A 13,998-nucleotide genomic window follows, 5' to 3' on the forward strand; every position below is an offset into this window, starting at 1 on the left:
TTGTTGGTGGGGTGTTAAAAAGTTCTTAGTCATAGTAGTGGCTCCGAATCTTGTTTTTTTCAATTATAAACAAAAATGCCCTATAAGATGACCTTTTTCAAGTGTCTATCTTATAGGGTACAGTTTAGAATAAAAGTAAACCTTTTCTTTTGGTTTTATTTAGTATACTAATTTGTGGTTTGTATTATGGAACAGTAAATGCAAAATCGAACGATACTCCCCCTTCCTTTGAGGAAAAGATTAATGAAGGCAAACCACTCACCCCTTTAGAAAGCTAGTTAATGTCTTTTATGACTGGTTTGATGGTAACCGAACCAAAACAAGCTGTAGAATTGTGGATATCAGGAGTAATTAATCGAAGTGGTGCTGTTCAATATGCGATGTTGTCCCCTGCGCTTCGAAAGCAGTCAAGGAGTAAATTCGAGCAAACTCACTGGATAACAGGTCAGTCAAGTCCTTCGGTTAGTAACTTTCGTTTTCCTAAAGTAGAAAAGCTCAGCCAATCAAAAATGCAGTACACCGTTAAATACGATTTATGGGCATCATATGGAGACTTTGGTGGTGGAGAGAAGATTATAATCGTGGAGAAGAATTTAGAACCATTTAAAGAGTATTGGTTTATTTCATCAATAATAACGAAATATAATCAATGGGAAGCATTTACCCCAGCCGAGACAATTTTAAAATAGGGCACTGAAGATAAGAAAACCTAATTTGTAGAGTATTTCTTTCTTCCACAATCGGGCGCATTTCTTTAATTAAGAATGCGTCTTTTCCATGAAAGGGCCATATAGTTTGAATCATACTTTTGTCCCTATAGATACATCCTCATTGATTATTCAATACCTTTTTATAACGAAAGATGTTTTTATTTGTCTCGTTTTTAGTTCGTTTTTAGTTAATCCTAGCTGAATATTGATTACAACAAATGCACCTATTCTGATGGTTTGTTGAACAGTCAAATTAAAGAGAAAAATTCCTCAATTAGATGCAGATGTATTGTATTTAGCGGTCGTGGAAAGCTTTTTGAGGCAAAGCTTACGATACATAAACACAAGCAGAGCAAACAAAAATCGTTCGTTTAGATGCGTTAAGCGTTGAAAAGCAATAATCTTTTCGAAAACAACAACCAAAGAAATAGTAAAGCGTATTTTGAATTAATCAAAACACGCTTTTTTTATAATCAAATGAATTATTCTTTTATTATCATGTGCCTTAAAATAGCGTTACCTTTAGATGACTTAGAGCATCTCCCTAATCTGCCATAAAACACCAAGCAGTTGTGTACTGTCGCTACGAAAAGACTTATATAAAACATTTGTCACTGCCGTTTCACTTACGTTACATAAAACATTTGTAACTGCCGTTTCACTTACGTTACATAAAACATTTGCTGAAAGAAGTTATACTGCAAACGATTTACTGTAAAACAATAGTTTTAGCTCGATCCTCATTGACAGTATAAAGGAAGAAGTTCAATGTAATATCTTTTTCTTTTATATTTTTAAATGTTTCTACTTGTTTGTGTGTTCTTAACACTCCGTCATTAGAACGAGTTTCAGCAAAGATTCTTTTGCCATTCTCATAAATAACATTTTGTGTGATACCTCCAAATTGCTCGTTCTTACTTTCTGATTCAACAATTAAATCATTACCTTTCGTATAGTAGGTAATATCAATTGGATACCCGTTTAATTCTGCATTTATAGTCTTTGGAACTTCAGAAATATTTCTTAGCTCTACTTTGTCTTGCTTTCCAGCTTCATAAGAAATCTTCGCATCATTTAAAGTAAGAGAAATTTCTTTATTCGTAATATCCTTTATCAGCCCCATTGTTTCAAAAGAAATATAATCTTTAAAATTATTTCCCGATAATTCCTGTTCACCAATTCGTAATTTAAACTGACGATAGTTGAAATGAGCTATATTAGAATTAGAATCTATATATTTTTCTTCAAAATAAAGCTTTACCTCACTCGGTGTAATAACAAGCTCGTTAAATTGAAGCTGCTGAGAGCCTATCTCAATTGTTTCGTCTATATCCATAACAAATGTAGATTTCTTAGCAAGATCCTGATTGTATTGGAAATCCAGGCTCCACGTATCTGGTTTATAACTTACTGTATCAGTATAACTTAAAAATACCCCTAATTTTTCTACCACTTCTTTTTGAATCTCTAGTGAATCACTACTTTTAATGACATTTGGTTTTGGACGTTTATGAGTAACGCCAAAACTCGCAATGTTTTCACCTTGAATTTTATAAGATAAATATGCGTTTTCTATGTTATTGGACTCTTCCAGATCGATAAGATAATCCAATGTATATTGCCCGTTTTGATATCCATTTGAAGTGAATTCTATATGTGATATTCCATCTTGATTAATAGTAATCTTTTCAGGGAACGCGTTCGATTGAACCACATCTTTTAACTCTACACTTTTCAACTGTGTCTCCTTTACACCTCCAAGTTGAAGTGTAACATTGCTGTTGTGCGGGATTCCCTCATCTGTATGTAGAATCCCTACTAATTGATCCGTTTCCTGATTATATACTGCGTTAGCCTCCAACTTTATTTCTTTTCCGTCATTTATTTTGAGTGATGCTTGTTCGAAATCTGCTGCATCGATTGGATAATCATGATCAATATCTAAGCTAAAGTTAATAGTAGTACCATTTTGATCTGAAATTACATTATGGATATTTAATACGCCAGCTTCGTTTTCTACAGTTTTATTGACTTCCTGTCCAAAGCCATTTTCTAAAGAAGTAATAACGCCTGTTCTATTCATATTTCGCATCCAATCCAAGATTTCTGTTGTATATTTAGCAAATACAGGTGTGGCTGATAAAACAATTGTGAACATAATGGCGGTTAATATAACTTGTGTTTTATAGCTATGTTTTTTAGTTTTATAATTTTGATTTTGTTGTTTACGGATGATTTTACTCCACATTTCATTCTCATTAGGATAATCTACTTGATCGTACTTCACTTTTTCTTTTATTAAATCGTCCATATTATTCACGATGATCCCTCCATTCAAATAACAAATTTTCATCTACTTGGATAAACTCTTTCGTTAATTTTTTACCTTTAAAAAGCCTCGATTTAACCGTTCCCTCAGGGATTTTTAGAATGTCAGCGATTTCTCTATCTTTACAGTCATGCACATATTTCAATATCATTACCTTCCGTATACGAACAGGCAATTTGTTCATTAAGTCGACTAACTCACTTTTATTTTCATTGAGCTGTATTGTACGCTCAATATTTTGGGATTTGTCAACTCGTCTCAATGATAGGAATTCAAAATTTTCTTTTAATAGCAGTCTTTTCATTTTTTTTAAATAATTTCGAGACATATTCATAGAAATACTAAGTAACCAAGATTTTTGATTTTGTATAGATTGGAAATCTTCACTCAAAGCTTTTGCAAATACATCCTGACAAAGGTCCTCTGCATCGTATTTATTTTGAAGCATGTAATAGCAAGCTCTGAAGACGTCCTTATAATATGTTTGAAACAAGACCCTTTCATCGCTAATTTGTTCCATATTCCCACCTCCTTTTCCGTTTTCTACACAAGTAACAATTTAGCATTATAAATAGTTCATTTTTTCAAATGGATCATCTGCCTTCGAATTTGATGAAGAAAGCACCTTATCTATTCAAAAACACTTATTTTAATTATAAATCTTCTTTAACTAACGGCGTGCTTACTTTAACAAGCAAAAGACAAATCACCGACTTGATATTCAGCAATCGGGCGCGATTCTGTAATAAGAATCAGTGCTCGTTATCAGTAAAGAGCCAGATTGTGGAGTAATACTACACAAATAAATTAGTATGAATGTTAAAATATAGATATATTTGTAGAAAGTTCACATAAATTTACTGAACAGTTCAGTGTATCAATTTTTTTACAAGTCATTCAAAATAGGAGATTAAAATGGATATTGTCTTAAAGAAAATGTCAGAAAAAGAATTTACAATTTATTTAGAAGATAAGGTAGAGAGATATAGCAAAGTTCAATCAGAATATGTCCATGAGGTAAGTAGCGAAGATCCTCTTTCAAAAGCACGTAAACAGTTATATAATCTACTTCCTCAAGGAATAGAAACCTCTAATCATCATTTATATAATATATATGAAGATGATTCGTTAATTGGATTTGTTTGGATAAAGGTTGAAAAGGAAAAAAAAAGTGCATTTCTTTATGAGATTTTTATTTTTGAAGAATACAGAGGTAAAGGTTTCGGGACTAGAGTGATGAAAAATATTGAGGAGTGGTTAGAACAGGAAGGAATTTATTACTTCAAACTTCATGTTTTTGGAAGTAATGAAGGGGCTAGGAAACTATATGAGGAACTCGGATTTGAAATAGCGGGAATAAATATGCTCAAAACTATCAACTGACATTTAGTAATTTGTTATATGGAAGTAACGAGGGCTTTAGTTGAATCACAACCTTCTACAATCGGGCGCAATTCTTATAAAAGGATTTGTGTCTTTTTAGTTAACATCTTTAAAAGCGGTTTTGCATACTTGAAAGAAATTGTTCAGTAACTTGAGGGGACATAGGAGGAAAGCATATAGACAATAATCTGATACAAGGAATACAAAATAAGGCACATATACTACCTTGTTTTAGGAGCAGGTTAGTAAAAAACACCAACTAAAAGAAATTAGTCAGTGTTTCGTGTTTAATTTATACAAGAAACTCTAATTTATTTTCTACAAGAGTCTGAAATCTATCCATAAATAGTGCTGCATGGTAACCATCGCAGACAGAATGATGAACCTGCAAGGATAAAGGTAAATAAATATTACTAGTTTTATTGATAAACCTACCTGCAGTGATTATCGGCAAACAATAATTTGGGCTATTATTCACGTTTAAGTTAAAACCAGTAAAAGAAGTCCATGGAATCATAGAAATATTGACGACATTTTCAGGGATTGGTGTTTTAGGAAAAAGCTTTCCTATACCATTGAACTTCTCAGTATCAGAAATATAGTTCTCATAAAACTTTTTAAAACCTTCATCTGTATTTGTATAAATGGCTGAAAATAACTCTGATTTCTTATCAAAGATAGTATACATTGGGACTACCTTATCCCAGTATCCAAACTCTCCAGCAGAATTAAAGTTCATTCTAAAATGTTTATTTGAATTTGCTACATGAGTAATTAAAAAGATGAATACAGGATAGAATTTATATCCCTTATCTTTTGTAATTTTATAAAGTTTGGTAATATCAATAGTTCTGGTGATGCTAAAGCTCGTTTGTTGATTTAAAAAATGATTGAAAATTTCTTTTCGTTCCCAATTATTAATATCAATTTTATTGAATCTCATCTTATAAAGCCTCCTAAAATTTAAAATCTAGATAATTTTAGGAAGCTAATTTGACTGCTTTTTTCATCAGATCATTCCTTTTATTTTATATAAGTCAATCTTAACATATAATTACGGTTTCGATTATTAATTTAGATTTGCATAGCGAGTTTACTAATCCAAAAACTACAGAACAATATGAGGACATCATGCAATAGCTTATTCAATAATAGGGCGCAATTGTGGAACAACATAGCTGAAAAATGATCAAACTTTTTTATAAAAATCTCATACTTATTTAAAGAGAGTAACTCCATTTTGATCAATTTTTCAAAATGGAGGTTTTGATGTTGCTATTTGCTATTAGATAAGGATTAAGGGCTATTTGTTAATCCATCTTTATTCCAAAGCTACATATCTGACTAGAGTTAGTGGTGCTTGCAGGGATTTGATGTACTAATTTCTGAAAACCAATACTATGTATGTGGGATTTTCTCAATATTGAACATCTCCCCTAAGGCAATTGGATTTTCTTTCGCGGTAATATGTTGAGGATCAATACGGTAAACTTGAACAGGCCCTCCGAAAACGGCTGATCGATATTTGTCCACGTGTTGCTGGGATAATGGGCGATTATAGTAACCAGGTACATATTTATTTATCATTTCTTGCAACATGTGTGTCGCTTCATCCAAATCGAAAATAGGCTGAGCCTTGCCAAAAACCATGACACTCATATAAGCGGTGTCCGTCTTTGCAGGTACTGGATTTGTAATGGTTCCATATTCATCACAAACCGTAAAGCAAACCTCTGGATTCTCTTCCATCACTTGATTTCGTCTACCGCCAGTGGCTCCATGGAAATAAAGCACTCCATTTGTCCACACAAAATTAAGGGGGACAACATATGGCAGATGACCATCAACCATACCCAAATGCCCAATGCGAGCTTGCTGCAAAAATGCATCAATTTTGTTCTTGTCCAACACTTCTCTTACTTTATAACGTACCTTATCCATTGTTATCACTCCTACTTGTAGTATGATGTGATTTTATCAACCTTTGGATTGAATAAAAACGTCCATAACTACAGCAATTAAGCAATCCATTTTCCACTTAAAACAAAGACAAAACCACCGTTCGAACAAATAATGCTCAAACGATGGTTCTATTTTTTAGGAGATAGGTAATTATAAGCTTATTGGCTGACTAACTTTGCTATATTTGCCTTCAAAGAACGCAAGTGGTGAACCTTCGCTCATTTCACTATTGGACTACATCTATCCTTCAAAAGCAGAAGCCTCTTATTTTATTGGAGGTTTGTGGTTATTACGAACTTTTCACTTAAACCTTGCTAAAATACAACATAAAGGCTATTTCATTTTTACGATGATCTTCCCTTTTGCTCTACCTGACTCCGCATATTCCATCGCCTTTTGAGCATCTTCAAATGAAAAAGTTCTATCAATGACTGGTTTGATTTTACCAGCTTCAATTAAATCGGCGATTATGCGTAATTGCTCGCCACTAGGTTTCATAAATAAGAAGGAATATTGAGCATGATATTTCTTTTCAAGTGAGGTCAATTTATGACTGGCTACTGAAAATAACAATGTTTTGTAAAATCCTGAACCATATTCTTTGGCGAAACGAGCATTCGGCCAACCTGATACGGATACAATTTTCCCACCATTCTTGATAATCTCGAAAGATTTTTCTAAGGTCTTTCCTCCGAGCGTATCAAAGACGGCATCATAATTTTTCAGTATAGCTTCAAAGCTTTCTTTCTTATAATTAATCACTTTATCTGCACCCAAAGATGTAACTAAGTTTGCACCAGCTTCGCTAGCTGTTGTTGCCACTGTGGCGCCCATTACCTTTGCTAGTTGAATAGCAAAGGTACCTACACCACCAGAACCAGCATGAATTAAAATCTTTTGACCTTTTTGTAATTGCATGATGTCATGTAAAGCTTGGTATGACGTTAAGCCAACCAGTGGGATTGATGCGGCTTCCTCAAAGCTCAAATTTTTAGGTTTTAGGGCTATGTCATCTTCATGAATCGAGATATATTCCGCAAAAGTACCAATTTTACTTTTCCTTGGACGTGCATAAATTTCATCTCCTACTTTAAATCGCGTCACTTTTTCGCCAACCTTTACGACGACCCCTGAAAAATCATTTCCAAGGATCAGTGGCATTTTATATTGGATTAACAGCTTCACTTTCCCATCACGGATTTTAAAATCAATTGGATTAATACTTGCTGCATGGATTTCAGCAAGCACCTCATATTCATTTATTTCAGGTGTAGGCACTTCTGCCAAGCGCATTGGGGCTTTGCCATATTGATCGATCACCATTGCTCTCATTGTTTTTTCCTCCAGATAATCTATTATATTGTCAATAAAATTCCGTTAACAACGTCTCAATATCCAAAACAAGATTTTTTAACGAACCTAGTTTTGTCCGTATATCTATATAGTAAAAGTTTTTTGTACCTTCTTTGCGCATTAAAATAACACCAGCATCTCGCAAAATTTTAAGATGATGTGACACAGCTGGTCGAGAAAGATGTGTTTGTTCCGTGATTTCTCCTACACGCAATCCCGTTTGACAATCTGTGCCCATTAAAACCATTAAAATGGCTTGTCTGGTTTCATCACCAATTGCTAATAGTACCTTTTGAGAATTTATAAAGTCATCCTTAATCAAGTTAAGCTGGTCCTGTTTATTCATTTAAATCCCTCCTCTTACTAATCAGTTGAATAGTTTAAGTTAATGAACCATTGATGCATATAACGATATAATATTGCTGTATTTGCTGCAATATTGGGAAAGTAAATCGAGACGAATGATTTTTAAAGGCGTACACCCTACTTTCCCCTCTTTCAATAAAAAAACACAGAAGTCACATGGACTTCTGTGTTATTTGCTCTCCTTAATAAGAGCCTTCATATCTCCAACGATTGTTTCAACTGGTACGTTTGTCGCGCCATCATAGTCTTTTACAACTGTGCCTTCTGCGTTTACTAAATAATAGCTCGACATATGTATGACTTGGTCTGAGTTAGGATCGTTTTTAACTAAGGAATTAAATGATTTACGTGCAAATTGTTCAATAAATTTTTGTTGATAGCCCGTTAGTAGCTGCCATTTGCTTTCATCTACAACATTATACGTATTTAAGTAATTTGTTAATACATCAGGCTTATCCACTTCTGGATCCACGCTAAATGCCACAATTTGATAATCTTCAAGGCCTTCATCCTGTAGTGCTTGTTGAACTTCTGTCATATTAAATGTCATGGGTGGACAGATTGTCGTACAGTTTGTAAAAATAAACATGGCTAACCAAGGCTTACCTTTAAGATCATCTAGGGTCACTTGTTCATTTTTTTGATTCGTTACTGTGAAATCTTGAACCTCAAGATTTAATGTTGGTTCAAACTTGTAACTACCGCAAGCAGCTAGAATGCTACTAAATGCTAGAACTAAAACTAGCAATATACTTTTCTTTGTCATTAGTGGTGCCCACTTCCCTTCATTTCATCACCTTATTTTATTCATTATAGAAGCTAAACACAAGACAATGGACTTACACCCAGATGGCTATTTGTATAACATGTGAACATTAACTGATTCTGGAATTCCGCCTCACTAATTCTTCCAAATGACACATCCTTTTTAAAAATTTTTTCATAGCTTTTTTTTATCATTTTCGTTATTTCCCAAAATCTCAGATTATTGTTATATAACAAATTATTTCTACTTAACTAGCTACTCTGGAATTTAATAGCAGAATAATAAAATACAGAAAATTCTCTTTTATGTTTGTATTTTCTCCTACATTCATTTTTATCAACAACAAACTATTTTAACAATATTATTTCATCAGAAAACCACACGCTCTTTTAAACAGAATTTTTCTAATAAATCCTTAATATTTCTATGTTATTTCCTCAAAACAGAAGTGACTAAAAATTATAAAAACTCAAAATTTAGTATTGCATTATAGGAATCTCCCCCATAAAATAAGTGAATATAACGACGAATGAAAAAGAAATATGTCGTTTAAAACAGAAATATATAACTTTAGGGGGAATAATAATGGCGAATGTTTCAAGCAAAAAACAGGCCCAATCAATTGATTATCATGCAATTGAAGCAATGGAATCGTTTAATAGCTTTGTAAAAAAGAAAAATACCTTTCTTTTCTCGATTACAGCAGTGTTTTTAATTCTTTATATCCTGCTTCCGATTCTTGCTTTCCAGCCTGTACTACAACAAAAATTCTTCGGAAATATAACGGGTGTATGGGTTTATTCTGCAGGACTATTTATCATGACCATTGTGCTTTGTACAGTATATGTAAAAAAAGCTGCTTCATTCGATAAAGCTGCAGCTGCTGTTCTTGCAGAGTATCAGGCGAAAGGTGGAAAATAAATGAACATCGTATCCATAGGTTTCTTTTTAGCTATTGTTGGCTTAACACTTGTTGTTACCTATATTGCAGCAAAGCGTACATCTTCTGCAGCTGATTTTTACACTGCTGGCGGTGGTTTAAAGGGGTGGCAAAACGGCTTTGCGATTGCTGGTGACTATTTATCTGCAGCAGCCTTTCTTGGGGTGTCTGGTGCAATTGCCTTAACTGGCTTTGATGGTTTCTTCTTCTCTGTAGGCTATGTAGTAGCGAATTTAGTACTGCTTTATGTCATTGCTGAGCCAATGCGAAACTTAGGCCGCTACACGTTAGCAGATATGTTAACGGCTCGTTTCAATGAAAAACGAATTCGTGGTGTGGCAGCGTCTGGTACCATTATTATCGTAATTCTTTATATGATTGCACAGCTAGTTGGTGCTGGTGCATTGATTAAGCTATTATTCGGTATTGAGTATTGGATTGCCGTTTTAATTGTCGGTGTTATGATGACAACTTATGTATTGTTTGGTGGTATGACAGCGACTTCTTGGGTGCAAATTATTAAAGCAAGTCTATTATTATTCGGGACAGGTCTATTAGCTGTTTTAGTGCTAATGAAATTTGACTTCTCTCTTATGAAGATGTTCGACACGATTGCAGTAGATCATGGCGAAAAGTTCCTTGTACCTGGAATTAAGTATACAAGCACAATCGACTCGGTTTCGATGATGATGGCTTTAGTTTTAGGAACATCTGGTTTACCACATATTTTAATGCGTTTCTTTACAGTAAAGGATGCAAAGACAGCACGTGCCTCTATTTCTTGGACAACTTGGATTACAGCCATTTTCTTCTCATTAACAATTTTCTTAGGGTTCGGTGCATTAAACTTTGTAGGTTTAGATCAAATTCTTGCTGAAAGTAAGGCTGGTAATACAGCTGCTCCGCTTCTTGCGCATTACTTAGGTGGAGATGTATTGATGGCGTTTATCGGAGCAGTGGCATTTGCGACTATTTTAGCTGTGGTTTCTGGTTTAGTACTAACAGGAGCTTCTGCCATTTCTCACGATATTTATGGAGAAATCATTAAGGGTGGTAAATTAACAGAGAAGCAACAGGTAGTAGCAGCTCGTACAGGCTCTATCTCCATTGCGATCGTGTCTATTATTCTTGCTCTGTTTGCACAAAACTTAAACGTTTCATTCCTAGTGTCATTCGCCTTTTGTATCGGTGCATCAGCAAACCTACCTGTGATCCTTTATACAATCTATTGGAAGAAATTTAATTCTACAGGTGCTGTAACTGCGATGGTAACGGGGCTAGTATCATGTTTAATTTTAGGAGCAATGGGACCAAATGTGTGGAGCCCTGTTGAAGGTGCAGCAATCTTTGTTGGACAACCACTTGTGCCACTTGCTGTTCCAGCGATTATTACAATTCCATTAGGCTTTATTGCTGGATACCTAGGTACTGTCCTTTCATCTAACAAAGTACCACAGGAAGAAGCAGAACGTATTTATAAAGAAATTCGTGTGAAAGCAAATACAGGTGTGTCTGTCTCTGATATTTCACATTAATATTTATACACCTCCTGCATAATGAATCCTAATTCAAAAAATGCAAAAAAATAGGCAAAAAATTCGATTTTTGGTCGAGTTTTTCGCCTTTTTTGTTATTCAATATCTACCAATTTATTTATCGAACAATATTATTTTACTTCCAAAAAACAGAAAAAATCCAATTTTCACTAGGTAAATAGTGTTTATTTTCAATTGAAAAAACAAGATTTTTTTGTAAATTTACCCTTGGTTTTTTGTCAAGAATCTAGATTTCTCTTCACTTCATTTATTTATCTGAATTTTCTAAAACCCTTTATATTCTTGGCTTTGCGCCATTTTTTCTCACTTAGGAGTATTTTCTGAAAAATTTTTTTTACATAATTTTTCTGAAATGTATTGCAATTTTGTGAACTGTTTCATAAAATGAAAATGTGAATTCACTAAACTAGCAAAATCAAGTCTTGAGGTAGAAAAAATATACACAAAATGGGGAATGTTAATGGCGAACAATCAAGCAAAAAAAGGTATCGTGATTGACTATGATTCAATTGCAAATCAGGAATCATTTAAGTCTCTTGTACGAAGAAAGAACTCTTTTCTTTGGTCTATAACTGCCATATTTTTATCGGCATACATGTTGTTACCAATTCTGACATCGTACACGACAATTCTACACCAAAAGGCATTTGGGGAAATTACTTGGGTGTGGATCTATGCAGCAGGTCTCTTCATCATGACATGGGGGTTATGTCATTTATATGTAGCAAAAGCAAACAGCTTCGATAGAGAAGCAAAAGCGATTATCGCTGAATACGAGAACGGAGGTGGCCGCCGATGAGTAACGGAATGAGTTTTACAGCCATATTCTTCTTCGTAGGCATTGTTGGTTTAACATTAGTTATTACATGGTGGGCATCTAAACGTACATCTTCAGCAAGTGATTTCTACACTGCTGGTGGTGGCTTAACAGGCTGGCAAAATGGACTAGCTATCGCAGGTGACTATTTATCAGCAGCATCCTTCTTGGGTATCGCTGGTGCTGTAGCATTATTTGGATTTGATGGATTCTTCTTCTCTATTGGTTATTTAGTAGCTTACTTAGTGGTATTATATATCGTTGCTGAGCCATTACGTAACCTTGGGAAATTTACATTAGCTGACATGATTACAGCGCGTTTTGATAACGCCAAAGTTCGTGGAACAGCTGCTTTAAGCACTATTACAATTGTTTTATTCTACATGATTGCACAACTAGTTGGTGCAGGAGCACTTATTCAATTACTTTTAGGAATCGACTATTGGATCGCCGTATTAATCGTAGGATTTATGATGACAACTTACGTACTATTCGGTGGTATGACTGCAACATCTTGGGTACAAATTATTAAAGCTTGTCTTTTAATGTTGGGTACAGTTATTATTTCGTTCTTAGTATTAAAAGAGTTCGGCTTCAGTATCTCTACAATGTTTAAAGAAATGACAACGGTTACTGACAGTGGCGCTGCTTATTTAAACCCAGGTCTTAAATATACAAATGGACTTGATACAATCTCTATGTTAATTGCGTTAGTATTAGGTACTGCGGGTCTTCCACATATCTTAATGCGTTTCTTCACAGTAAAAGACGCGAAAACAGCTCGTTCATCTGTTATTTGGGCTACTTGGATCGTAGGTATCTTCTACGTTCTAACAATTTTCTTAGGCTTCGGTGCAGCAGCATTCGTTGGGAAAGAAGATATTATCGCAGCAAACGCTGCTGGTAACATGGCTGCCCCACTTCTTGCAGAAGCACTTGGTGGCGACATTCTATTCTCATTCGTTTGTGCAGTAGCATTCGCAACAATTTTAGCGGTAGTAGCAGGTCTTGTACTATCTGGTGCATCTGCCCTATCTCATGATATTTATGGACAAATTATTAAAAAGGGTAAAATTACAGAAAAAGAGCAAGTTCTTGCAGCTCGTATCGGTTCGATTACAATCGCTGTTATTTCTATCCTATTAGCACTTGGTGCACAAACATTAAACGTGGCATTCTTAGTATCTTTAGCATTCTGTATTGCAGGTTCTGCTAACCTTCCAGTTATTATTTACACAATTTATTGGAAACGCTTCAATACAACAGGTGCTGTTACTGCGATGTTAACAGGTTTAATCTCTGCATTAGTATTAGTTGCTATGTCTCCAAACGTTTGGAATCCAGTTGAAGGTAAGGCAATTTTCGTTGGTGATCCATTAATTATGTTAACGAACCCAGCCATAATCTCTGTACCACTTGGTTTCCTTGGTGGTTTCATCGGCACATTAATTTCTAAAGAAACAGATGATGCGAAGTATCGTGAAGTTGACGTTAAAGCAAACACAGGTATTTCTGTACAGGACGTATCTCACTAATACACTCGACAGCCTCGTAAGTATCTTGCTTACGAGGTTTTACTTTTTCTTCCCTTTTCGCTACTATAGAATTAAAAATGAATTGGAGGCGATGCTCATGTCACAATCTAAAGCTAAAAAGAAGCGGATGCACATTAAACGCACCGTTGGTAAAGATGTTGAAAAAAATCGACAATCTATCTCTTTTAGTACACATGAACGTCTAACGAAAACAAAAAACGAAAAATTAGCGCATGATTATACGAAATATAAAAAGCAGTATAAGGACGAATAACTCGTAC

14 protein-coding genes are annotated in these 13,998 nt (G+C 34.6%); 7 read left to right on the top strand and 7 right to left on the bottom strand.

Translation table 11 applies throughout. The features are described from left to right. The first annotated feature begins 281 nt into the window (after positions 1-281). Positions 282-689 (top strand): hypothetical protein, encoded by a 408-nt coding sequence (locus RCJ95_RS09415; protein ID WP_221683337.1) that lies wholly within the window; start codon positions 282-284, stop codon positions 687-689. Between the two features lie 730 nt (positions 690-1,419). On the opposite strand, the gene RCJ95_RS09420 is transcribed toward RCJ95_RS09415, so the two are convergent. Both RCJ95_RS09420 and RCJ95_RS09425 read right to left on the bottom strand, forming a co-directional pair. Then, positions 1,420-3,021 (bottom strand): DUF4179 domain-containing protein, encoded by a 1,602-nt coding sequence (locus tag RCJ95_RS09420; protein WP_313150934.1) that lies wholly within the window; start codon positions 3,019-3,021, stop codon positions 1,420-1,422. 1 nt (position 3,022) lies between these two features. Continuing rightward, the gene (locus tag RCJ95_RS09425; protein ID WP_221683339.1) at positions 3,023-3,559 is read right to left on the bottom strand and encodes an RNA polymerase sigma factor; all 537 of its coding nucleotides are present in this window, start codon (positions 3,557-3,559) and stop codon (positions 3,023-3,025) included. 395 nt (positions 3,560-3,954) lie between these two features. Here RCJ95_RS09425 and RCJ95_RS09430 point away from each other — a divergent pair, with 395 nt between their 5' ends. Then, the gene (locus RCJ95_RS09430; protein WP_221683340.1) at positions 3,955-4,422 is read left to right on the top strand and encodes a GNAT family N-acetyltransferase; all 468 of its coding nucleotides are present in this window, start codon (positions 3,955-3,957) and stop codon (positions 4,420-4,422) included. A gap of 292 nt (positions 4,423-4,714) precedes the next feature. On the opposite strand, the gene catA is transcribed toward RCJ95_RS09430, so the two are convergent. The 5 genes from catA to RCJ95_RS09455 all read right to left on the bottom strand — a co-directional run bounded on the left by catA (position 4,715) and on the right by RCJ95_RS09455 (position 8,869). Next, the gene (gene catA / locus RCJ95_RS09435; protein WP_221680405.1) at positions 4,715-5,365 is read right to left on the bottom strand and encodes a type A chloramphenicol O-acetyltransferase; all 651 of its coding nucleotides are present in this window, start codon (positions 5,363-5,365) and stop codon (positions 4,715-4,717) included. Between the two features lie 455 nt (positions 5,366-5,820). Further along, positions 5,821-6,363 carry a pyridoxamine 5'-phosphate oxidase family protein gene (locus tag RCJ95_RS09440; protein WP_004227952.1) on the bottom strand — a complete coding sequence of 181 codons (543 nt, stop codon included), beginning with the start codon at positions 6,361-6,363 and terminating at the stop codon, positions 5,821-5,823. Positions 6,364-6,717: 354 nt separating this feature from the next. Further along, positions 6,718-7,716 carry an NADP-dependent oxidoreductase gene (locus tag RCJ95_RS09445; protein WP_312129626.1) on the bottom strand — a complete coding sequence of 333 codons (999 nt, stop codon included), beginning with the start codon at positions 7,714-7,716 and terminating at the stop codon, positions 6,718-6,720. Between the two features lie 31 nt (positions 7,717-7,747). Beyond that, complete coding sequence (locus RCJ95_RS09450; protein WP_221682857.1) at positions 7,748-8,083, bottom strand: ArsR/SmtB family transcription factor; 336 nt, start codon at positions 8,081-8,083, stop codon at positions 7,748-7,750. 189 nt (positions 8,084-8,272) lie between these two features. Further along, on the bottom strand, positions 8,273-8,869 hold the full coding sequence (locus RCJ95_RS09455; RefSeq protein WP_221682858.1) for an SCO family protein: 597 nt from the start codon (positions 8,867-8,869) through the stop codon (positions 8,273-8,275). A gap of 585 nt (positions 8,870-9,454) precedes the next feature. Between RCJ95_RS09455 and RCJ95_RS09460 the strand changes: the two genes are divergently transcribed. From RCJ95_RS09460 to RCJ95_RS09480, 5 genes are all read left to right on the top strand, one after another. Continuing rightward, a complete protein-coding gene (locus RCJ95_RS09460; protein WP_004227946.1) occupies positions 9,455-9,790 on the top strand; it encodes a DUF485 domain-containing protein in 336 nt (111 codons plus the stop codon). Beyond that, the gene (locus RCJ95_RS09465) at positions 9,791-11,344 is read left to right on the top strand and encodes a solute symporter family protein (protein ID WP_004227944.1); all 1,554 of its coding nucleotides are present in this window, start codon (positions 9,791-9,793) and stop codon (positions 11,342-11,344) included. A gap of 481 nt (positions 11,345-11,825) precedes the next feature. Next, complete coding sequence (locus RCJ95_RS09470) at positions 11,826-12,164, top strand: DUF485 domain-containing protein (RefSeq protein ID WP_004227943.1); 339 nt, start codon at positions 11,826-11,828, stop codon at positions 12,162-12,164. Between the two features lie 8 nt (positions 12,165-12,172). Beyond that, entirely contained in the window at positions 12,173-13,717 is a 1,545-nt protein-coding gene (locus RCJ95_RS09475; RefSeq protein ID WP_221682965.1) for a solute symporter family protein, read from the top strand. A gap of 97 nt (positions 13,718-13,814) precedes the next feature. Beyond that, entirely contained in the window at positions 13,815-13,991 is a 177-nt protein-coding gene (locus RCJ95_RS09480) for a hypothetical protein (protein WP_221682859.1), read from the top strand. Positions 13,992-13,998 lie beyond the last annotated feature (7 nt).

It is taken from the genome of Lysinibacillus sp. BSL11 (assembly GCF_052928325.1).

Bases quoted from the DNA above. Each gene is read 5' to 3' on its own strand.
- RCJ95_RS09415 (WP_221683337.1), top strand. From the start codon at position 282: ATGTCTTTTATGACTGGTTTGATGGTAACCGAACCAAAACAAGCTGTA.
- RCJ95_RS09420 (WP_313150934.1), bottom strand. From the start codon at position 3,021: ATGGACGATTTAATAAAAGAAAAAGTGAAGTACGATCAAGTAGATTAT.
- RCJ95_RS09425 (WP_221683339.1), bottom strand. From the start codon at position 3,559: ATGGAACAAATTAGCGATGAAAGGGTCTTGTTTCAAACATATTATAAG.
- RCJ95_RS09430 (WP_221683340.1), top strand. From the start codon at position 3,955: ATGGATATTGTCTTAAAGAAAATGTCAGAAAAAGAATTTACAATTTAT.
- catA (WP_221680405.1), bottom strand. From the start codon at position 5,365: ATGAGATTCAATAAAATTGATATTAATAATTGGGAACGAAAAGAAATT.
- RCJ95_RS09440 (WP_004227952.1), bottom strand. From the start codon at position 6,363: ATGGATAAGGTACGTTATAAAGTAAGAGAAGTGTTGGACAAGAACAAA.
- RCJ95_RS09445 (WP_312129626.1), bottom strand. From the start codon at position 7,716: ATGAGAGCAATGGTGATCGATCAATATGGCAAAGCCCCAATGCGCTTG.
- RCJ95_RS09450 (WP_221682857.1), bottom strand. From the start codon at position 8,083: ATGAATAAACAGGACCAGCTTAACTTGATTAAGGATGACTTTATAAAT.
- RCJ95_RS09455 (WP_221682858.1), bottom strand. From the start codon at position 8,869: ATGACAAAGAAAAGTATATTGCTAGTTTTAGTTCTAGCATTTAGTAGC.
- RCJ95_RS09460 (WP_004227946.1), top strand. From the start codon at position 9,455: ATGGCGAATGTTTCAAGCAAAAAACAGGCCCAATCAATTGATTATCAT.
- RCJ95_RS09465 (WP_004227944.1), top strand. From the start codon at position 9,791: ATGAACATCGTATCCATAGGTTTCTTTTTAGCTATTGTTGGCTTAACA.
- RCJ95_RS09470 (WP_004227943.1), top strand. From the start codon at position 11,826: ATGGCGAACAATCAAGCAAAAAAAGGTATCGTGATTGACTATGATTCA.
- RCJ95_RS09475 (WP_221682965.1), top strand. From the start codon at position 12,173: ATGAGTTTTACAGCCATATTCTTCTTCGTAGGCATTGTTGGTTTAACA.
- RCJ95_RS09480 (WP_221682859.1), top strand. From the start codon at position 13,815: ATGTCACAATCTAAAGCTAAAAAGAAGCGGATGCACATTAAACGCACC.